Source organism: Streptomyces sp. NPDC047515, assembly GCF_040643055.1.
Taxonomy (GTDB): Bacteria; Actinomycetota; Actinomycetes; order Streptomycetales; family Streptomycetaceae; genus Streptomyces.
Genome location: NZ_JBEYTM010000019.1, coordinates 61,414 through 82,129 on the forward strand (window position 1 = coordinate 61,414; position 20,716 = coordinate 82,129).

Consider the following 20,716-nt stretch of genomic DNA (forward strand, 5'->3'; position numbering starts at 1 on the left):
GCGTGGACCGCACGATCGACATCCACACCCACTACGTTCCGCGCGGCTGGCCGGATCTCACGGCCGAGGCAGGTCCCGAGGCGCCCTGGCTGCGGATCGAGTCCGAGTCCGACGCCGTGATCATGATGGGCTCCAAGGAGTTCCGGCGGATCCGGGCCGACGCCTGGGACGCCGATACCCGGCTGCGGGACATGGACGCGGACGGAGTGCACCGCCAAGTGGTCTCCCCCACCCCGGCGTTCTTCACCTACGGCCGCGACGGGGCGGAGGCGGCGAAGGTCTCGCGGATCTTCAACGACCTCGCGCTGGAGATCGTCGCCCCGGCTCCGGACCGGCTGATCCCGTTCTGCCAGGTGCCGTTGCAGGACCCCGACGCGGCCTGCCGCGAGCTGGAACGGAGCATCGCCAACGGGCACCGGGGGGTCGAGATCGGCAACCATGTCGGTGATCGCGACCTGGACAGCGAGGGCGTCGTGACCTTCCTCCAGCACTGTGCCTCGCTCGATGTGCCGGTGTTCGTGCACCCCTGGGACATGGCGAGTTCCCCGCGGCTGGACCGGTGGATGGCGCAATGGCTCACGGCCATGCCCGCCGAGACCCATCTGTCGATTCTCGCCCTGATCCTGGGCGGTGTCTTCGACCGGATCGACGACCGGCTGAAGATCTGTTTCGCGCACGGCGGCGGGTCCTTCGCCTTCTGGCTCGGCCGGATGGAGAACGCCTGGCACGGCAGGAACGACGTCATCGGCACCTCGGAGCGCCCGCCCTCGCACTATCTGGGCCGGTTCTACGTCGACTCGGTCGTCTTCGACGACCGTGCCCTGCGGCTCCTGGTCGACACGGTCGGCGCGGACCGGGTGATGGTGGGCAGCGACTACCCGTATCCGCTGGGCGAACGTCCGGCCGGTGAGGTGGTCCGCACGAGCGCCTTCCTCGACGCGCGCAGCCGTGAGCTGATCACGCACGGCAACGCGGAGCGCTTTCTCGGGCTGACGGGGGCGGACGCGCCCTGATCTGCTGAGTCCGGGATCGGGTTCGGACAGCCGACGAGGCATTCGAGGTCTTCGCCCGTGGTGTCGCTCCGGACCGGAGCACCCACGCCTGCGGCGAGGGACGGGGCGCATCCACCCCCGGGGGTGGATGCGGCCCGTCCCTCGCCGACAGTGTCGGATCGGCCTTCGGCCGACCGGTCCGCGAAGGCTCTCACAGGGGCGACGGGCTGCCTTCGAGGCCTTCAGAACGGTTGATCGGGTGATCGAGGAGAACCTCGTCCACAACGGCGAATCCGTTGGTGAGGGTCACGGCCTGGGGTTCGAGCTCCGCGACGACACTCTCGGCCGCGTCGGGGAGTTGCCTCACCTGAGCACTGGTCAGGTGCCCCTCCGCGAGCAGGTCCCCGCTGTGGGCCGCGACGCGACGCAGGGCGAACAGACGGTGCAGCAACCGCAGTTGGTGCTGTGCCTCAGGGTGGGAAGCCTGGACGGCGGCATCCAGAAGAGCTTGTGCGGCCTGGCGGTGCGCGTAGGCGTCGACCAGTTCCAGAGCCGGTGTGACGGTGGTGTTCCATCGGTTGAGAGGGTCGCCGGCCTTTCCGCTGCGCAGGCGGGTACGCGCACGCTGATGCCAGATGCGTTCGATGTCCGCCAAGAGGTCTTGGAGGAAGACCGGATCGTCGAGCTCGCGGTCCTCGGGCGCCGCATCACGGGACGCCTTCGGAGTGAAATGCCCGAGGAGCATTTCGCCGGCCGCCTTGACCCAGATGACAAGGTTGTCACCCTCCGCCGTGATGGTTCCCTCGTTGGCCGCCAGCTGGCCCGCGATTCCGTTGGCCAGGAAGAGCCCCTGCGCACCACAGCGTTCGCGGCACTCGGTCATGACGGCGCGGGCCCGCCACGTGATCCAGCCCTTGGCTATGGCTGCGAACCGCTCACCGTTCTCCCGCTCCGATTCCGTTGCCTGCGCCCACTGCCGTACCGCGGCGCGGTGCAGAAGCGTCGCGGCGTAGGTGGTGGCGATGGCGTCGAGGAGTGGAGTGTGGTGGCTGCGGTGGGCGAACAGCGGAACGCTGCCGCGGGCCGACACGCCGGAAGTCTGTCTCGTGTGGGCGTGCCGTACGGCCACGGCGAGCGCGTGGCGCGTGACACCGAGGCTGTAGCCGCTCATACAGAGCTTGCCGGTGGTGACGCGGCCGATGGAGCGCAGGAAGCGCTTGCGGGGGCTGCCGATCGAACTGGTGAAGACGCCTTCCGGTGTGAGGTGTCCGTGGTCGGACTGCAGAAGCGCCTCCTGTGGCAGCCGGACATGGTCGAAGGACGTGACGCAGTGGTCGACGGGGGCGGTGGCCGTCTGCGGCAGCCTGCGTATCTCGACTCCTGGCATCGGGAGCCCGGCATCGTCGCTGAGTGGAGTGAGGAACAGGAAGACGCCCTGGTCCTTCTCGTCCACGATGAGGCGGGCGGCGACGACAGCGGTTTTGGGTCCGCCGGTGGAGCTGGTGTTCGGCATGAACTTACGGGCGGCCGCATGGGGGGTGTTCAGCACGAACTCGCCCGTGGCCCGTTCGTACGTGGCGGTGGTCTCCAGTTGCGCGGCGCTGTTGCCGTGCCCGGCCTCCGTGCACAGGAAGGTTCCCGTACGCCGCAGCTCGGCGAACTCCCGCAGATCACGGTCCGGGCCCGCTGTGTGGTCGAGGAGGCTGCCGAGGAAGAGGTTGTAGTGGATGCTCGCCACTGTTCCCAGTCCCGCGTCCACCGGGCCGACCCATTCGTGGAGTGCCGCAAGTCGTTCCACGTCGACGACGAAGTCCTCAGGGCAGTCGAGTGCTTCGTTGATCAGGTGTAAACGCTCGTAGGACAGCGCGGCGCGTTCATCCGGTGACAGGCCTTCCCTGAAGCGGAACGGCTCAGTACTGAACAGCTTGCGCCAGGGCTCGTGGAGTTGCTCCATTTGTTCGCCGAAGAGCGCCCGTTTCAGCGCTGCAGCGGTTGAAGCCGCCTGGTCAGAGGAGAGCGAGGTCTTGATCACGCTTCGGAACGCTAGCTCATACGTTCGGTCATCACGGCGTGATGATCAACACGATTAAGATCATTCAGATGACGGTATCTGCTCACTTCGAGGTGTGGGAAAGCCTGCTCGGGTCAGGGAATGCGCGAGCACACCCACCCGGTCGCCGCTCGGTGATCCGGGGCCGCTCCTCGGAGACGGAGCGGCCACCGCAGCCGTCGGCCTCAGGGCCTGTCGGGCGGCCTTCGATCGGACAGCGGACGCGGTCTGGTGCGTGCGATTCCAAGGCGCCGGGATGTCCTCGGACGGGGTCTCCCCTGCTCGAACGAAGCCGAGACCTCGGGGATGGAGCTACCAGGGCATTTCGGCAACGCGGGAGGGGGTCCCCCTGGCCCTTACGACCTCGCCCGCGATTGGCAGTGGGAGAAGGAGCGGCGTCCAGGGCCTTCGAATCCAAGGCGGAGGGGGGAGTCGGATGGGGCCTCCCCTGCTCGAACGCAGCTGAGAGCTTGGGGAAGGAGCGTCGGCGACTGACGACAACGCCGGAGGCGGAGGTCCCGGACACCGCGACGCCGCTGACAATCGCGGGCGAGGTCGTTAAGGCCTTGGGGGAGTGCGTGCCAGGGCGTGGCCGCCCGATCAGAGGCCGCCCGACAGGCTCTCAGGGGGAGTCGTCGCCCTCCGCGCCCTGCGGGGCCATGTGGGCGGCGATGCCCTCCAGGCTCCGGATCAGCGCCTGCGCCGACGGGCCCAACGCACGGGCGGCCGAGAGGGTCAGCCCGACGCTGTGGCCGATCGGGTCCAGCGGCACTGCCAGCCGGACGATCCGGGTGTCGTCCCGGGTGATCAGGCTGGGCAGTGCCGCGACGACATCGGTCTCCAAGAGGAGTTGACGGACAGTCAGAAACGATGTGGTCTCGACCCGGTTCATCGGCAGCGGCATGCCGTGCCGGGCGAAGAACTCCTCGATCTCCCGCCGCAGCGCGGTCTCCGCGCCCGGCAGGATCCACGGGTAGTGCGCCAGGTCCGAGAGCTCCACCGAGGTCTGCCCGGCGAGCGCGTGCGAGGCCCTGACCACGAGTTCGACCGACTCGTCGTAGAGCTTGCGGCGCACGGTCCGCTCGTCGGAGGGAACGGTGAGCCGGCCGACGATGAAGTCGATGCGGCCGGCCTCCAGCTCCAGGAGCAGCGCTTCCGGCGACGCCTCGCGGACGATCACCGTCAGATAGGGGCGCTCCTTCTTGATCTCGGCGATGGCCCTCGGGAGGAGCACGTTGGACCCGGCCAGATGGGTGCCGACGATGACCGTGCCGCGGTCGGCGTCTGCCAGCTCCACCACATGGCGGCCCGCCTGCGCCAGTTGGGCCAGCACGGCCCGCGCGTGCTCGGTGAATGCCTCACCGAAGACGGTGGCGGTGACGCCACGGGGCCCGCGTTCGTACAGCGGGACGCCGAGGATGTCCTCCAACTCGTGCAGGCTGCGGGTGGCGGCCGGCTGGGTGACGTGCAGTTCCGCGGCGGCGCCGACGACGCTTCCCTGCCGGGAGAGCGCGTCGACGAGGACCAGGTGGCGGAACTTCAGCCGACCGTCGAGGAGACGCGGGATCTTCACTCCACGACTCTATCCGCGGCGCGCCGGACCACCCCGGACGGGCCCGGTCCGGGTCCGGAAGCCGGAACTCCAAGGACGTGCGTGCCCTATCCCACCGCCCGCGCCGCCGCCCTGCCCGCCGCGCGGCCGGAGAATATGCAGCCACCGAGGAAGGTCCCTTCCAGCGAGCGGTAGCCGTGCATCCCGCCGCCGCCGAATCCGGCCGCCTCCCCCGCCGCGTACACACCGGACAAGGGCGTACCGTCCTCGGTCAGCACCCGGGAGGACAGATCCGTCTCCAGTCCGCCGAGCGACTTGCGGGTCAGGATGTTGAGCCGTACGGCGATCAGCGGACCGGCCTCGGGGTCGAGGATGCGGTGCGGCGGCGCCGTACGGATCAGCCTGTCGCCGAGATAGGCGCGGGCCCCGCGGATCGCGGTGATCTGGAGGTCCTTGGTGAAGGGGTTGGCGATCTCGCGGTCGCGCGCGGTGATCTCGCGGCGCAGTTCGGCCGCGTCGATCAGCGGCTCGTCGGTGAGCGCGTTCATCCCGCGGACCAGTGCGCCGAGGTCCTTCTCGACGACGAAGTCCACCCCGTTGTCCATGAACGCCTTCACCGGGGCCGGTACGTCCGCGCGGGCCCGGCCGATCACGTCGCGGACCGACTTCCCGGTCAGGTCGGGATTCTGCTCGGAGCCGGAGAGCGCGAACTCCTTGCCGATGATCTTCCGGTCGAGAACGAACCAGGTGTGGCCGTGGCCGGACCTCATGATGTGTTCGAGGGTGCCCAGGGTGTCGAAGCCGGGGAAGAGCGGGACCGGCAGCCGTTTGCCGCGGGCGTCCAGCCACAGCGAGGACGGTCCCGGCAGGATCCGGATGCCGTGCCTGGCCCAGATCGGGTTCCAGTTCTCGATGCCCTCGGTGTAGTGCCACATCCGGTCGCGGTTGATGTGGTGGGCGCCGGCCTCCTCGGCGATGCCGAGCATGAGTCCGTCCACATGGGCGGGAACGCCGGAGAGCATCTTCGCGGGCGGGGTGCCGAGCCGACGGGGCCACTGCTTGCGTACGAGGTCGTGGTTGCCGCCGATGCCGCCGGAGGTGACGATCACCGCCTGGGCCCTCAGCTCGAAGGCGCCGGCCGTCACCCGGCTGCTCGCGGTGCCCCGGGCGGCCGCGCTCGGCTCCAGGATCTCGCCGCTCACCGTGTCGACGGCGCCCGCGGTGCGGCCGAGCCCGGTGACCCGGTGGCGAAACCTCAGCCGGACGAGCCCCTTGGCGACGCCCGCACGGACCCGGCGCTCGAAGGGGGCGACGACGCCGGGGCCGGTGCCCCAGGTGATGTGGAAGCGGGGTACGGAGTTGCCGTGCCCGTTCGCGTCGTAGCCGCCGCGCTCCGCCCAGCCGACGACGGGGAAGAGCCGCAGCCCCTGGGCGTGCAGCCAGGAACGCTTCTCACCGGCGGCGAAGTCGACGTACGCCTCGGCCCACTTCCGTGGCCAGCGGTCCTCCTCACGGTCGAAGCCCGCCGTGCCGAGCCAGTCCTGGAGGGCCAGCTCATGACTGTCCTTGACGCGCAGCCGGCGCTGCTCGGGCGAGTCGACGAGGAAGAGACCGCCGAAGGACCAGTGTGTCTGGCCGCCGATCGACTGTTCGGGCTCCTGGTCGAGCAGGATCACCGACCGGCCCGCGTCGACCAGCTCGGCGGTGGCCACCAGCCCCGCGAGCCCTGCCCCGATCACGATCACATCAGCGTCGTACGTCATGGGTTCCATCCTTTTCGGGGCGATCCGGTCGCGGCCACGGTGACGGTCCGGCTCGGACGCCGGAAGTTACTCGTGCGTCAGATCCTCTGCACCGGCCGCTGCGGCGTCAACCGCCCGGTCGGCGGCACTCCGGCCGCGCCCTCGGGGCGCAGGCGCTATCGTCGAAACAAATCAGCCACCTCTGGCCTGACTTGAGGTAGAAGCGTGTCGGTGCTGGTCCTCGTGCTCGCCGTGAGTGCCGCCTGCTGTCTGGGATTCGGCTTCGTCCTTCAGCAGGCCGCCGCTTCGCACGCCCCGAGGAGCGACTACCTCTCGCCCCGGCTGCTGCTGGACCTGATGCGGGTACCGAGCTGGCTGGCCGGGATCGGGCTGATGGTCTGCGGCATGGTGCTGGGCGCCCTGGCCCTGGGAAAGGGCGAGGTGTCCGTCGTCGAACCCCTGCTCGCCACCAACCTGCTCTTCGCGATGGCCCTGTCCCGCCATCGCACCGGGCAGCGGCTCGGCCGACAGGGCTGGTCCGGGCTCTGGCTGCTGGCCGGCGGGGTCACCGCGTTCCTGCTGGCCGGCGAGCCCCGGGGCGGCGAGGCGGTGACCAATATGCTGCGGCACTGGCTGGTCATCGGCGTGGTCGTGGGCGCCGCCCTGCTGCTCACCACCTTCGCCAAGCGCTCGCCGTCCGGGGCCGCCCCGGCGCTGCTCGCGGTGGCGGCCGGACTGCTGTACGGACTCCAGGACGCCCTCACCCGGCTCAGTGGCCAGCGCCTGTCCGAAGGGGGCTGGACGGAACTGGTGACGTCGTGGCAGCCGTACGGGGTGGTGGTGCTGGGGGTGACGGGGCTGCTGCTGGTGCAGAGCGCGTTCGAGACGGGACCGCTGCGGGTCTCGTTGCCCCCGTTGACCGCGTCCCAGCCGCTGGCCGGGATCGCCTGCGGGGTGGGCTTCCTCGGTGACCAGTTGCGTACCGACGCCGGTGCGCTGGCCTGGCAGGCGGTCGGCCTCGCGGCGATCGTCGTCGGGATCGTGCTGCTGGGACTGCATCCGGCGATGCCGGAGGGGCCCGTGGGCGGACGCCGGGAGAAGAGCCTCCAGCCGAACTGAGCGACGTCTGTCCGGTCACAGGGGGGTGATCGCGCTGGTTATTAATAATGGCCAGCATTAAAGTGGCCTCATGGCCAGAACGTCAGGCGCAGAGACCAGGCACAAGCTGATCCGCGCGGCCGAGGAGATCTTCGCCGCGCAGGGCACGGACGGCGCCCAGCTGCGGGACATCGTCCGACTGGCCGGGCAGAGCAACCCCTCCGCGGTCCAGTACCACTTCGGCTCCCGGGCCGGGCTGCTCGACGCGGTGATGGAGGGGCGGCAGACCCGGACCGAACAGGTGATCGCACCGCTGCTCGACGAACTGGCCGCGGACTGCGGCGTACGGGAACTGCTCACCGCGCTGGTGACGGCCGAGGCGAGCCTGCTCGCCGACGACCGGGGCCGCCGCTGTCTGCGGATCTCCGCCCAGCTCAGCCATGAGACCGGACTGCGGACCGGTGGCCCGCACCCCGCACTCGACGGCACCGCCTACGGGCGGCTCATCGGACGAATCGGGGACTGCCTCGGCACGCTGCCCGGACCCGTGCGTCTGGAGCGTCTGGATCTGGCGCTCACCCTGATCGGCGCGGCGCTGGCCGACCGCGCCCGCCAGAGGCTCGACGGCACCCGGCCGCTGACCGACGAGGAGTTCTTCCTCGCCGATCTCGTGGAGACCACCACCGCGTTCCTGCACGCGCCCCTACCGGGCGGCGCGTGAATCTCCCGCACCACACGAAGGACAGTGTCATGACCGACCAGAACAAGCTCAGCGACAAGACCGTCGTCATCACCGGCGGTGCCCGGGGCCTCGGCGCCGAGGCCGCCCGTCTCGCCGTGGCGGGCGGCGCCAACGTGGTGATCACCGACGTGCTCGACGAGGAGGGGGCCGCCACCGCCGCCGGGCTCGGGGCGCGGGCCCGCTTCCTCCACCACGACGTGACCTCCGAGGCGGACTGGCAGCGCGTCGCCGAATTCACCCTCGCCGAGTTCGGGCGGATCGACGGCCTGGTCAACAACGCCGGCGTATCGACCGGTCAGCCGCTGGAGACCGAGACGGTCGAGCACTTCCGCAAGGTCATCGACATCAACCTGACGGCCGTCTTCATCGGCATGAAGACGGTGATCCCGGTGATGAAGGAGAACGGCGGCGGTTCGATCGTCAATATCTCCTCGGCCGCCGGGCTGATGGGCCTCGCCCTGACCTCCAGCTACGGTGCCTCCAAGTGGGGTGTCCGCGGTCTGTCGAAGGTCGGCGCGGTGGAGCTCGGCACGGCGAAGATACGGGTGAACTCCGTGCACCCGGGCATGGTCTACACCCCGATGACCGCGTCCGTGGGCATCCAGCAGGGCGACGGCAACTACCCGAACACCCCGATGGGCCGCGTCGGTGAGGCCACGGAGATCGCGGAGGCGGTCGCCTTCCTGCTCTCGGACGCCGCCTCGTACATCACCGGTGCCGAGCTGGCCGTGGACGGCGGCTGGACCACGGGCCCGACTGTGAAGTACGTCATGGGCCAGTGATCACCGCCGGTGGCCTGATGTTGGATGAGGGGTATGACTCCTTCTGACGAGATCCTGGACATCGTCGACGAGAACGACGTGGTCGTGGGACAGGCCCCGCGCGGTGAGGCGACCGCGCGGGGCCTTCGCCATCGCTGCGTCTTCATCGAGGTCCGGGACTCCGGGGGCCGGCTCTTCGTGCACCGCAGGACCCCCACCAAACTGGTCTTCCCGTCCCACTACGACATGTTCGTCGGCGGGGTGGTCGGGGCGGCCGAGTCGTACGACGAGGCGGCGCTGCGGGAGGCCGAGGAGGAGCTGGGCGTCTTCGGTCTCCCCCGCCCCGAGCCGCTGTTCAAGTTCCTCTACGAGAGCGCGGAGCACTCCTGGTGGAGCCACGTCTACCAGGTGCGGTGCGAACTGCCGGTGAACCCGCAGGCGGAAGAGGTCGCCTGGCACACCTTCCTCACCGACGCGGAGCTGGCGGCGCGGCTCGGCGACTGGGAGTGGGTGCCGGACGGCCTGGAGGCGTACCACCGGCTGCGCGCCTTCCGGGCGGGCGGACCGGCCTCCTGAGCCGGGCGATCTCCCTGTCGGACAACCCCGGCAGCCCGGCGCCTGCCGTCGTGCGCCCGCCAGCGGTTACGGGGACAGCCCTTAGGGTTCACGCGTGAACGATTTCGTACAGAGCCTGCGCCTGTGGTTCGCGCCGCAGCGCGTCCGCGAAGAGGGCGACACCCCCGACTACCGCTTCTCGCTCGCCAACGAGCGCACCTTCCTCGCCTGGATCCGTACGGCACTCGCACTGATCGGCGGTGGTTTCGCGGTCGACCAGTTCCTTCCGGAGCTGGCGTGGGGCATACGGGCGGGGCTGGCGCTGGCGCTGCTGGCGGCCGGTGTGCTGTGCGCGCTGCGGGCGGTCAATCACTGGGTGCGGTGCGAGCGGGCGATGCGGCGGGGGGAGGATCTGCCGGTCTCCCGGTTCCCGTCGCTGCTGGGTCTCGCGGTCGCCGTCGTCGCCGTGGCGATGGTGGTGGTGGTCCTCTTCGGCTGGGAGGGCCGGTGACGGACGGCGGGCGTGACCCCGGGCTGCAGCCCGAGCGGACCAGGCTGGCGTGGCGGCGTACGACGCTGTCGTGCACGGTGGTGGCGCTGCTGGCGGTCCGGCAGGCGCTGCGCGGCGGCGCGACACCGGTCGGGATCCTCGCCGTGTCGCTGAGCGCGCTGGCCTGGCTGGGCTTCCTGGTCGTGGCGCACCGGCGGGTGCTCGGGATGGGGACCGCACGGCCGCAACCGCTCTCGGCGCGCGGCGCGCTGACCGCGGCGGCGTGCACGGTCGCGCTCGCGGTGTTCGCCGCGGCCACGCTGTTGTGACGGCCTCCCCCACGACAGGGAGTGGATCAGCGAGCGGCGTCATGCGGCTTCGATGGCAAGGCGGAGGAAGGAATCGACGCGGAGCGTCGTTGACCGACGACAACGCCGCAAGCGGAGTCGCAGGGCGTCGGGAGCCCGCTTCCTGCCGTGGGGGAGGCCGTGAGCTCCTCCAAGGCCCGGCACCGGAACGGTCAGACCTCCGGCGCCTCCCAGGGGACGGTCACGACGATCTTTCCCCGGGTGCGCCCCTGCTCGTTCAGCCGGTGGGCGTCCGCCGCCCGTTCCAGCGGGAAGACCCGGTCGACATGGACCGTGACGACGCCCTGCTCGGCCAGTTCGGCCAGGTGGGCGAGGTCCTTGGCGTCCGGGCGTGCCCGCAGCCGACGGCGATGCCGGGCTGCACCACGACACCGGACACGTCCCAGCCCGGAATCACCGGAAACAAGGCGTCCAGACCGGAGTCGAGGTGGCCCTCGCGGGCCTTCCAGTCGACCGGGTTGACCGCCGCGGCCCGCACCTTCACCAGGACGGTGTCGGGGCCGACCTCGGGGTCGGGCCGTTCCCCGTACTCCGGGACGTCGGCCCCGCCGTAGCTGCTGTAGCTGATCGCCTTCATGCCCCGACCCTCGACGCGGGCCGGGGCACCCGCAACTCAGGCCGGGGCGCCCCGGGGAACGGCTCCGTCACCAGCGCGGGATCGAGGGGGCGCGCCAGCCGGGCTCGGCCTTGCGCATCGCGGCCTCGTCGTCCCGCTCGCGCATCGTGCCGTCGTCGTCGAGCCAGCGCCGGTGCAGCGCGGCCAGGCGTTCGCGGTCGAGCTCCACGCCGAGTCCGGGCGCGTCGGAGACGGTGAGCCGGCCGTCCCGGAAGACATGGCGGGTGGCGATGACGTCCTCCGTCTGCCAGGGGTAGTGGCTGTCGCAGGCGTAGTCGAGGTTGGGGACGGTGGCCGCGACATGGGTCATCGCGGCGAGGCTGATGCCCAGGTGGGTGTTGGAGTGCATGGAGAGTCCGACGCCGAAGGTGCGGCAGATCCCGGCCAGTTCGCGGGTGCGGTGCAGTCCGCCCCAGTAGTGGTGGTCGGAGAGGACCACCTGGACGGCGCCGCGGGCGAAGGCCTCCGGGACCTCGGCGAGCGTGGTCACGCACATGTTGGTGGCGAGGGGTACGTCGGTGGCGGCGGCGACCTCGGCCATCAGGTCCGTGCCGCTCGCCGGATCCTCCAGGTATTCGAGGACATCCTTCAACTGCTCGGCGACGTACAGCGAGGTGGCGACCGACCAGGCACCATTGGGGTCGAGGCGCAGCGGCCGGCCGGGGAACTCCTCGGCCAGCGCACGGATCGCGGCGATCTCCCGGTCGGGTTCGAAGACACCGCCCTTGAGCTTGAAGGAGGTGAAGCCGTGTTCGCGGGCGAAGCGCCGGGCCTGGGCCACGACTCCGGCCGGGTCGACGGCGGCGCCCCAGTCGTCCCGTTCGCCGCCCTCGGGGTGAGCGGCCCAGCGGTGGAAGAGGTACGCGCTGTACTCGACGCCGTCGCGGACCTTGCCGCCGAGCAGGGCGTGCACGGGCAGGCCGAGGGCCCTGCCCAGCGCGTCCAGGCAGGCGACCTCGAAGCCGGAGACGACGGAGAGCCGGAGCTTGTCGGCGGTCTGGACACCACGCAGCCCGCCCGCGTCGACACGCTCGTCGGCCGCGCGTGAATCACCGCACACCTCCTCGGCCAGCGCGAACAGGCCGTTCAGATCGCTGACCGGGCGTCCGGCGAGGGCGGCGGCGAGCGGCCGGGCGAGTTCGAGGTACTTGCCGTCCCCGTACGTCTCCCCGATACCGGTCGCTCCCCCGCGTGTGACGACTTCCACAATGAGCCGCGGAGTGTACGGCTGGTGCACGCCCTGGGTGTTGAGCAGCGGCGGGTCGGCTATCAGGATCGGGGTCAGCCGGACGTCTTCGATCAACAGCGCTGGTTTCATACATGAACCATATTCAGGGATGAGACTGAGCACCAGACTCCGGGCCCCGCCGGACCGGAGTCCGCCCACTGGATTCGGGGAGTTCACTGGACGACATACCGACTGGTCGGCATCATGAACACCGACCGTCTTTCACCCCGGAGGTGCGCACGATGAGCCCAGTCCACCCGCCAGGTCTCGATCTCGACCGGCTGCGCGGACATCTCGACCGCGAGCGGCCGGGTCTGGTGAACGGACCGCTCGTAGCCCGGCTCATCGAGGGCGGCCGGTCGAACCTGACGTACGTCGTCACGGACGGCACCGGCCGCTGGGTCGTCCGCAGGCCCCCGCTGGGTCATGTGCTGGCCACCGCGCACGACATGAAGCGCGAGCACCGGGTCATCAGTGCCCTGCATCCGACGGCCGTGCCGGTGCCCGAACCGGTGCTGCTCTGCGAGGACGACTCGGTGATCGGGTCGCCCTTCTACGTCATGGAGTACGTCGAGGGCACCCCGTACCGCACGGCCGAGCAGCTCGCCCCGCTGGGCGCCGAACGCACCCGGGAGGCCGTCCTCGGCCTCGTCGACACCCTGGTCGAACTGCACGCCGTGGACCCCGGGTCCGTCGGGCTCGGCGACTTCGGCCGCCCCGAGGGCTTCCTCGACCGGCAGCTGCGCCGCTGGGGCAAGCAGCTGGACGCCTCCCGCAACCGCGAACTGCCGGGCATCGACGAACTGCACGCCGCGCTCGGCCGTGACCTGCCCGTCTCCCCCGCGCCCACCGTCGTACACGGCGACTACCGACTGGACAACGTCCTGATCGGCTCCGACGACCGGATCAAGGCCGTCCTCGACTGGGAGATGTCGACGCTCGGCGACCCGCTGACCGATCTCGGCCTGCTGGTGATGTACAGCTCCGACCTCGGCCTGACGAAGTCCCCGGTCTCCACCACCAGCGGCGCGGCCGGTCACCCCGCTCCCGCCGAACTGATCGGGCGCTATGCCGCGCGCTCCGGCCGGGACACCTCCGCCATCTCCTGGTACACGGCGTTCGCCTGGTTCAAGCTCGCCGTGATCCTGGAGGGCATCCACTACCGCTACACCCTGGGCCGGACCGTCGGCACCGGCTTCGACCGCATCGGCGATCTCGTCCCCGTCTTCATCGAGCACGGCCTCACTACCCTCCAGGAAGGCTGATCACCCCCATGGACTTCGCATTCGACGCCCGTACCGAGGAGCTGCGCACCAAGCTGCTCACTTTCATGGACGAGCATGTCTACCCGGCCGAGAAGATCGCGGACGAACAGCGCGCGCTGCTCGCTTCCCCGTGGGAGACCCCGCAGATCGTCGAGGACCTCAAGGCCGAGGCGCGACGGCAGGGGCTGTGGAACCTCTTCCTCCCCGACGCCGACCACGGTGCCGGGCTGACCAACCTCCAGTACGCCCCGCTCGCCGAAATCACCGGACGCTCACCGCAGTTGGCGCCGACCGCTCTCAACTGCGCGGCCCCGGACACCGGGAACATGGAGGTGCTCTTCCAGTTCGCCACGGACGAGCAGAAGAAGCAGTGGCTGGAGCCGCTGCTCGCCGGGGAGATCCGCTCGGCGTTCGCGATGACGGAACCGGAAGTGGCCTCGTCGGACGCGACGAACATCGAGACCCGCATCGTGCGCGACGGTGACGACTACGTCATCAACGGCCGCAAGTGGTACATCTCCGGGGCGATGAACCCGAACTGCCGGATCTTCATCGTGATGGGCAAGACAGCGACCGCCGATGACCCTGACGGCGCCGACGTCCGCCGCCAGCAGTCGATGATCCTGGTCCCGCGCGACACCCCCGGTCTCGAAGTGCGGCGCGCCATGCAGGTGTACGGCTACGAGGACCACGTCCACGGTGGTCACGCCGAGGTCGTCCTCACGGACGTACGGGTGCCCGGCGCGAACCTGATCGGCGAGGAGGGCGGCGGCTTCGCCATCGCCCAGGCCCGGTTGGGGCCCGGCCGCATCCACCACTGCATGCGGCTGATCGGCATGGCCGAGCGGGCGATCGAGCTGATGTGCAGGAGGGCGGTGTCCCGTACGGCTTTCGGCAAGCCGCTCGCCCAGCAGGGCGTCGTACAGAACTGGATCGCCGACGCACGGGTCACGGTCGAGCAGTTGCGGCTGCTGGTCCTGAAGACGGCATGGCTGATGGACACGGTGGGCAACCGGGGCGCGCACACGGAGATCCAGTCCATCAAGATCGCCACCCCGCGTGCCGTGGTCGACATCCTCGACCGGGCGGTGCAGCTGCACGGCGCGGGTGGCGTCAGCCAGGACTTTCCGCTGGCCGAACTCTGGGCGGCGGCACGGACGTTGCGGCTGGCGGACGGACCGGACGAGGTGCACCAGCGGTCGCTGGCACGGCGCGAGATCAAGCGGTACGTGTAGCCGGTGGCCCGGTGGGGGGTGCGGGGGCCTGCCTGGTTGCCGCCCTGTCCTCGATCGCCGGCCGGACCCGGTCTTCGGCGCCGGGCTCCTTCGTGACCGCCTGTCCTCAATCTCCGTGTGGGCTTCGATCGTTGCCGGGTCGGCTCACATCGCTGCCGGGCAGGTCCGGGGTGTCGCCGGGCGGACCTGATCGTCCGATCCGGTCGAGGAGGTCCGTGTAGAGGGAGCGTCTGTCGGGGCGGGCGTGGGCCGCGGCCCGGCGGAGGGCCGGGATCGCCGCCTCGCCCATCCCGGCCAGCCCCTCGGCCGCCGTGCGGCGTACGACGGGGTGCGGGTGTGCGAGCAGTGCCGTCACGGCGGGGATCGCGGGCTCCCAGCCGGCGTGGCAGAGCGTGCGGATCGCCGTGCGCGTCACGTCCGGCCGGGGGTCGTCCAGCAGGAGCATCGTGTGGCCCAGATGGGTCCGCCGGTCCAGCATGGTCCGTGAGGTGCGGTGGGCACGCAGACGGACCCCGACCCGGGGATGGGTCAGCAACTCCGCGAGCAGATCTCGCAGTGCAAGATCCCCGTCCGGGGCCGGGCCCGCATGGGCCTCGGCCAGTTCCGTGAGGGCCCGGCCCGTCTGTTCCGGGGTACCGGTTCGCGCCAGGTCCAGCAGTTCCCGCCGGGACGGGCGGTGCGGGGCTGCGGCGGGCACGGCAGGGGCACGGTCGCGGAGCGCGGCCCGAGCCGCCTCGTCCCGCGAGACGGCGTCCGGGCCGCGCAGCGGGCCGTCGACGAGCAGGAGCCGGTCCGCGAGTTCGTCGCGTCCCTCGGCGCGCAGCCGGCGACAGGTCCGCGTGAGCGCCGGGGTCCGCAGCAGTCCGCGGCCGACGAGCAGGTCGAGGAAGCCCCAGGCCCCGGCGTCGAGACGGTCGCCGAGGGTCCTGGCGAGCGCGTCGGCGGGGTAGGCGCGCAGTGCGTGGCCGACCGCGGGTCCGGCGGTGCGCGGGGCCTGTTCCCACCACTCCAGCAGCAGGGGTACGAGCGGTTCCAGCGCCCACGGGTCGAGCTTCGAGGCCGCGAGAGCCACCCGGTCGCGCAGGATGTCGTCGCCCCGGAGCTCCGCCTCGCCGACGGCGCCCAGTGCGCGGGCGAGGTCGACGCCGACGGGGATGTCGACGCGCCCCCGGAGGAAGGCGCGAAGCACCGACAGCCGGGCCTCGGGCTCGGGCCACTTTGCCAGCGCCAGGGCGGCGGTCTCCCTGCGGTCCGGATGGGTCGACCCCAGCATGTCCAGCAGGCGTTCGCGCAACGCGGTCGAGCGGGGCTGATCGAGATCGTCGATACGCACCTGCCGGGGCGGCGCCGTGGGGGTACGGGCGGTCTCGGCGATGGTCCAGGGCGGTGCGTCGAGGGGCTGAAGCGCCGTCATCCAGTCGAGCAGCGCGGTCCGGACGACGGGAGCCGCGCCGCGGTGGACCTCGATCAGCGCGCGCAGTCGGTCCCGTGAGCCGACCGTGCCGTCGTCCCGTCGGCGGAACTCCTCCAGTGTGCCCAGGGCGCGCACCGCGTCGTCCAGTGCCGCCCGCCATGCCCGCGCCTCGGCCGGCATGCCCGCGGTGGCGGTCTCGGGGATCGAGAACGCCTCGCTCAGCACGGCGGTCTCGGCCCGCCGGGGGTCGGCGCCGAGCCGGGCCGACGCCAGTGCCTGGTCGAGGTCGGTGCGGACCAGTACCGCACCGAGGCCGCGCAGCAGCGTCAGCGTGGACCGGACGGGCGTCGCGGGTGCGGGGCGCAGGGCCCGTATCGCGGCGGCGACGATCGGCCGGCCGGTCGCCGTCAGCTTCGGCGCGGCCGCTTCGAGTACCGCGATCAGGTCGTGCCGGTCCTCGTCCCGGGCGTCGGCGAGCGTGTCGAGCAGGACCCGGGTGGACCGGGCGAACACCGCCAGCTCCCCGGCCGTCCGGGGTGCGGGGCAGACGCGCAGCGCGAACCGCACCGTCCTGTCCCGCACGGCGGGCCGGGCACCGGCCAGGCGGAGCCAGTCGGCGAGCATCGGCCGCAGCTCGTTCAGCCGCCAGGAGCGGAGGGGCTCGTCCCGCTCCACGAGGCGCAGCGCAACCGAAGGGTTCCAACCGTCGTCCAGCAGCGACCTGATGTCACGCTCCGCCGCCGCGCTGCCCGCCGCCGGCCGCTGGGCGGCCGCCGAGGGGGTGATCCCGTGTCTGGCCAGCGGTATCGCCAGTTCCGTCACCTCTCCGGAGGCCAGAGCGACCCGCCTCGCAGCCACCAGGGAGAGCAGGCCGGCCGCCACCGGTGACGCCTGGTCGTCCAGCGCGAGGACCGAGCGCGCCGTGAGCGCGCCGTCGAGCCCCTCCAGCAGCAGTGCGCGGGTACGGCCGTCCCGGCTGTGCTCGGCGGCGGCGAGAAGCGTCGCCGCGTAGGCGTCACCGAGGACGGCGCGCAGAGCCGCGACGAGCGCTTCGCGCAGCCCAGGGTTGTCGTGGTGCCCGAGCCAGAAGAGCAGTTCGGGCAGCGCCGCGGGGGTGCCCGCGCGGACCAGCGTCTCGGCGGCGGTCTTCTTGATGTTCATGTTCGGACGGCCGAGACAGGCGGCGATCGCGGTGGACGCCCAGTGCGCCCGTGCGTGGCCCAGGGCGAGGAGTGCCTGCCGGACGGTCTGGATGTCCTGGGCGGTGGTCAGCGCGATCAGGCTCGCCGACAACGCCTGTGCGTCCTCGCCGGTGGCGTCGCGGGCGAGCAGGGCGATGACGTGCTTGCGCACATGCCGGTCGCGGTGGCGCAGCAGTCGGTGCACCCGGGCGCGGGTGCCCGCCCAGGGGGCCCGCCGCAGCAGTTCGAGGAGGATCGCCTGTTCGCGGTCGGACAGACCGGGCCGGTCCAGCAGATCCAGCGCCGTGGTCGCGACCAGGGCGTGGCCGGCCTCTCGGGCGTCCGCCGCGTCCAGCAGGCAGACGGGCCGGATCGCGCCCCGCTCGTGGAGCCGACGGCCGAGGGCGTGCACGGCGTCCAAGGCCTCCTGCGGCACCACGGGCTCACCGCTCGGCCGTCCGGGCTCCCGATCCGCCGACGCCGCCAGGCCGGACACGACGCGCAGCAGCAGATCGGCGATGACCGGCAGGGTGCCGGGGCTGCCGTGGGCCGCCAGCCGGCAGAGCGCCGCCATCGGCTCGTCCGGGCCCGGACGCAGGCTCAGCAAGGCCGTTTCGCGTTCGTCCGGGCCGCTCAGGGCCTCTCGTACGGATCCTGCCGGGCTGATCCAGATGAAAGACCCGAGCTCGGCCGCGATGCTCGTCGGCAGGTCGGCGGGGTCCAGGCGTACGAGGAGGTCGCGCCGTTGGTCCGGATCCCGGGTCAGCAGCCACAGCAGTTGGAGGGCGCGGTCGCGTACGGCGCGCAGATGAGGCGCGATGGCGCCCCCGGCCGGGCCCAGACCCAGTCCTTCTCGCAGGGCCAGCACCGTCCGCTGCCCGCCGATGGCCTCCAGGGCGTCCAGGGCCGGCGCGGGAGCCGAGGGCAGCAGAGCGATCACGGCGTCCTCGGCGTCCGCGTGGCGCAGCTCACGGATCGCGTCGAGGAACGGACCGGGAACGGCGGTCGAGGAGAGCGCGCCCGTGATCGCCTCGCCGATGGGGAGCTCGCCCGTGCCCTGCCCGGCCAGGGCCACCAGCAGGGCGAGCCGTCGTGACCGGCCCACATCGTCGGCGAGCGCCTCCGTCAGCAGCCGGAACACCCGCTTTCGGCAGGTGTACAGGATCGTCGCGACCTCGCCGGGCGGAATCGAGTGGTCGGACAGGGCCAGGCCGATGGCGGCCGCCACGTCCGGACCGTCCACGAAGTGCCCGCGCCGGTGCAGTCCGCGCAGACAGGCCATCGCCGGTCCGCCGAACAACAGGGGGTCGCCCGCGGCGACGGCCATGAGTGCACCGATGTCGTCGCGGTCGGCCAGATCGCCGAGCAGTTCCATGCCCCGTCGGCGCAGTCGAGGCGCAAGGCCCGGATCGGCGACGACCCGGCGCAGCAGGTCCTTGTGGCCGTGGCGAGCGGCGGCCCTGAGGGCCGCATCGGCCACCGCGGGGCTCGTCCGGACCGCACCGGCGGCGAGAAACCCGGTGAGGCGTCCCGGCGACAACGGCTCCATCGCCGCCCACGGCTCGGCGAGTTCGCCCAGCGCGCCGGCGACGACCTGGTCGCTGTAGGCGCCGAGCAGGCCGCTCAGGGCCTCGCGGACCAGCGCGGGAGCCAGCAGCCCGGCGTGCAGCCCCTGCCGGGCGAGCCGCAACGCCTCTGTCTGCAGCACCGGATCACCGCTGTCCGCCAGTTCGCCCACCAGACGCGCCGGCCGGTGCGCACCGGTGATGTCCGCCTCCCGTACCGCCTGGTAGAGGAGTTCGCCCGGGGCTTCGTCACGGATCACCGCAGGCTCGACGAGGAGTTCGGCGCGCAGCCACGCGATCCTCACCCGTACCGGTGGCCCGGCCGTGCGCCAGGACGGGCGGGGCCGGCCCCTCAGCCGCGGGCCGAGCCGCTCGTGGAGCCCTGCCAGGAGGAGATCCGCCTCCGGCGGCCCCGTCGGCGACACCGGAAGCAGAGCGGCGAGTTCGGCCGTCTCCGCGTCGTCGCAGAGGCCCGCGGTGACGCGCTCGGTGAGCAGGGCCGCACCGAGATGACGCATGCCGGGGTCCTCGTGCCGGATCAGCCGTCCGAGCACTGCCGTCGAGCAGTCGTGCGCTTCCAGGAGCCGGGACAGATGACCGGCGTCGGCCCTGCGGACGGCATCGTGGAACTCTTCATCGGCCGGCGTATTCACCGTCGGATGCTAGCCGGGTCGTTCCCGGCCCCACCAACGGAATTCGCCTCTCCCCCGTCAGTAGCCGCCGAACGGCACGTGATCCGCCAGGGCCAGATCGCGGACGAATCCCCTCACACGCAGCAGGCATCGGGCGGCGAGGCGGACGGCCGGTCCGTGGCGCGCCCCGTAGGCCGCCGCCCAGAGCGCGGGGACGTGCGCGGACGGCTGGATGTGAGTCATACAACCAGCTTCGACCCGTTGCGGAGGTCGGTCCAACAGATGGTTCAGCCGGCTGCGATCGATAGCGTGGATGGATGGAGACAGGCCGGCTCCGCCCCTTCATGGCGGTGGTCACGCCCGGCACCTTCACCCGTAATCTGCAACCGTCCCGTAGTCCGCTGTCCCGTAGTCCCTGGTGGATCAGCGAGCGGCCTCGGATGCGGTGCATCGCAACGCGGAGGGACCTCCGCACACTCGCAGTATGCGGAGGTCCCGACAATGCGGCGAGGTGCCGTTCAGCTGTCGCCGTCGCACGCCCGCCAGGGATTACAGGACAGCCCTCAGGGGCGCAGGGCGCGCAGCAGCAGATCGGCCAGGTGGTCGGCGACCTCCTGCTGGCTGAGCGGACCATCGGGGCGGTACCAGGTCGACAGATGGTGGACCGAGCCGAAGTGGTAGTCGACGATCAGGTCCGCCGGGGTGGCCGTGGAGAAGACTCCGCTCCGCTGGCCCTCTTCCACCAGGGCCCGGAACCGCTCGTGGTAGCGGCGCCGCTCGACCCGCACCTGCTTGTTCTTCTCCGGGCTGAGATGGTGCATGGACCGGAAGAAGATCGAGGCGTCGTCGAGGTTCTCGATGGTCGTGACGACCACGTCCGCGGCGGCGTCCCGCAGCCGCTGTTCGACCGGGGCGTCGGCGTCCGCGAAGGCGTCCAGTCGCTCCTGCTGGAGCCGGAGCACGCGGGCGTAGACCTCCTGGAGGAGGTCCTCCTTGGAACCGAAGTAGTGGTAGAGGGCGCCCTTGGTGACGCCCGCCGCCTCGACGATCTCCTGGACGGAGGTCCGGTCGTAGCCCCGCTCGGCGAAGAGCCGGGTGGCGGCGGCCAGCAGCCGCTGAGGGACGGGGGGCGTCTCCCCGTCCGTCGCCTTGGCCATTGCCGCCACCTTCCTTCCGTACCGTGCGTGCATCCGTGCCGAGCGTGGGGCGGACCACCGTGCGTGCAGCGGT

General features: G+C 71.4%; 16 protein-coding genes and 1 pseudogene. 9 read left to right on the forward strand and 8 right to left on the reverse strand.

The genetic code is table 11. From position 1 onward, the window contains the following. Positions 1 to 2: 2 nt before the first annotated feature. The gene (locus ABZ826_RS18025) at positions 3 to 1,013 is read left to right on the forward strand and encodes an amidohydrolase family protein (RefSeq protein WP_361448556.1); all 1,011 of its coding nucleotides are present in this window, start codon (positions 3 to 5) and stop codon (positions 1,011 to 1,013) included. Positions 1,014 to 1,203: 190 nt separating this feature from the next. On the opposite strand, the gene ABZ826_RS18030 is transcribed toward ABZ826_RS18025, so the two are convergent. The 3 genes from ABZ826_RS18030 to ABZ826_RS18040 all read right to left on the reverse strand — a co-directional run bounded on the left by ABZ826_RS18030 (position 1,204) and on the right by ABZ826_RS18040 (position 6,357). Further along, positions 1,204 to 2,946 (reverse strand): acyl-CoA dehydrogenase, encoded by a 1,743-nt coding sequence (locus ABZ826_RS18030; RefSeq protein ID WP_361448719.1) that lies wholly within the window; start codon positions 2,944 to 2,946, stop codon positions 1,204 to 1,206. A gap of 718 nt (positions 2,947 to 3,664) precedes the next feature. Next, positions 3,665 to 4,615: a LysR substrate-binding domain-containing protein gene (locus ABZ826_RS18035; RefSeq protein ID WP_361448559.1), complete on the reverse strand. Its 951-nt coding sequence runs from the start codon at positions 4,613 to 4,615 to the stop codon at positions 3,665 to 3,667. A gap of 86 nt (positions 4,616 to 4,701) precedes the next feature. Next, complete coding sequence (locus ABZ826_RS18040; RefSeq protein ID WP_361448562.1) at positions 4,702 to 6,357, reverse strand: FAD-binding dehydrogenase; 1,656 nt, start codon at positions 6,355 to 6,357, stop codon at positions 4,702 to 4,704. Positions 6,358 to 6,561: 204 nt separating this feature from the next. On the opposite strand from ABZ826_RS18040, the gene ABZ826_RS18045 reads away from it, so the two are divergent. From ABZ826_RS18045 to ABZ826_RS18070, 6 genes are all read left to right on the forward strand, one after another. Beyond that, positions 6,562 to 7,455: a DMT family transporter gene (locus ABZ826_RS18045; protein WP_361448565.1), complete on the forward strand. Its 894-nt coding sequence runs from the start codon at positions 6,562 to 6,564 to the stop codon at positions 7,453 to 7,455. Between the two features lie 70 nt (positions 7,456 to 7,525). Beyond that, positions 7,526 to 8,155, forward strand: coding sequence for a TetR family transcriptional regulator (locus ABZ826_RS18050; RefSeq protein WP_361448568.1), 630 nt, complete (start codon positions 7,526 to 7,528; stop codon positions 8,153 to 8,155). Positions 8,156 to 8,184: 29 nt separating this feature from the next. Continuing rightward, positions 8,185 to 8,958: a glucose 1-dehydrogenase gene (locus tag ABZ826_RS18055; RefSeq protein WP_361448571.1), complete on the forward strand. Its 774-nt coding sequence runs from the start codon at positions 8,185 to 8,187 to the stop codon at positions 8,956 to 8,958. Positions 8,959 to 8,991: 33 nt separating this feature from the next. Then, positions 8,992 to 9,513, forward strand: coding sequence for an NUDIX domain-containing protein (locus ABZ826_RS18060; protein ID WP_361448574.1), 522 nt, complete (start codon positions 8,992 to 8,994; stop codon positions 9,511 to 9,513). 94 nt (positions 9,514 to 9,607) lie between these two features. Continuing rightward, a complete protein-coding gene (locus ABZ826_RS18065) occupies positions 9,608 to 10,003 on the forward strand; it encodes a DUF202 domain-containing protein (RefSeq protein ID WP_351074890.1) in 396 nt (131 codons plus the stop codon). Next, positions 10,000 to 10,311 carry a DUF202 domain-containing protein gene (locus ABZ826_RS18070; RefSeq protein ID WP_361448577.1) on the forward strand — a complete coding sequence of 104 codons (312 nt, stop codon included), beginning with the start codon at positions 10,000 to 10,002 and terminating at the stop codon, positions 10,309 to 10,311. Before ABZ826_RS18065 ends, ABZ826_RS18070 begins: the two co-directional genes overlap by 4 nt. Before the next feature lie 191 nt (positions 10,312 to 10,502). Here ABZ826_RS18070 and ABZ826_RS18075 read toward each other — a convergent pair. Further along, positions 10,503 to 10,927: pseudogene (locus ABZ826_RS18075) on the reverse strand (zinc-binding dehydrogenase). Positions 10,928 to 10,994: 67 nt separating this feature from the next. Next, positions 10,995 to 12,284, reverse strand: coding sequence for an enolase C-terminal domain-like protein (locus ABZ826_RS18080; protein ID WP_361448580.1), 1,290 nt, complete (start codon positions 12,282 to 12,284; stop codon positions 10,995 to 10,997). A gap of 152 nt (positions 12,285 to 12,436) precedes the next feature. On the opposite strand from ABZ826_RS18080, the gene ABZ826_RS18085 reads away from it, so the two are divergent. Continuing rightward, a complete protein-coding gene (locus ABZ826_RS18085; protein ID WP_361448583.1) occupies positions 12,437 to 13,459 on the forward strand; it encodes a phosphotransferase family protein in 1,023 nt (340 codons plus the stop codon). Between the two features lie 8 nt (positions 13,460 to 13,467). Beyond that, positions 13,468 to 14,694 (forward strand): acyl-CoA dehydrogenase family protein, encoded by a 1,227-nt coding sequence (locus ABZ826_RS18090; protein WP_361448586.1) that lies wholly within the window; start codon positions 13,468 to 13,470, stop codon positions 14,692 to 14,694. Positions 14,695 to 14,800: 106 nt separating this feature from the next. Here ABZ826_RS18090 and ABZ826_RS18095 read toward each other — a convergent pair whose 3' ends face one another. From ABZ826_RS18095 to ABZ826_RS18105, 3 genes are all read right to left on the reverse strand, one after another. Continuing rightward, entirely contained in the window at positions 14,801 to 19,507 is a 4,707-nt protein-coding gene (locus ABZ826_RS18095) for a HEAT repeat domain-containing protein (protein WP_361448589.1), read from the reverse strand. Positions 19,508 to 19,564: 57 nt separating this feature from the next. Continuing rightward, the gene (locus ABZ826_RS18100) at positions 19,565 to 19,729 is read right to left on the reverse strand and encodes a hypothetical protein (protein WP_361448592.1); all 165 of its coding nucleotides are present in this window, start codon (positions 19,727 to 19,729) and stop codon (positions 19,565 to 19,567) included. Positions 19,730 to 20,049: 320 nt separating this feature from the next. Further along, positions 20,050 to 20,643 carry a TetR/AcrR family transcriptional regulator gene (locus tag ABZ826_RS18105; protein WP_351074876.1) on the reverse strand — a complete coding sequence of 198 codons (594 nt, stop codon included), beginning with the start codon at positions 20,641 to 20,643 and terminating at the stop codon, positions 20,050 to 20,052. Between the last annotated feature and the right edge of the window lie 73 nt (positions 20,644 to 20,716).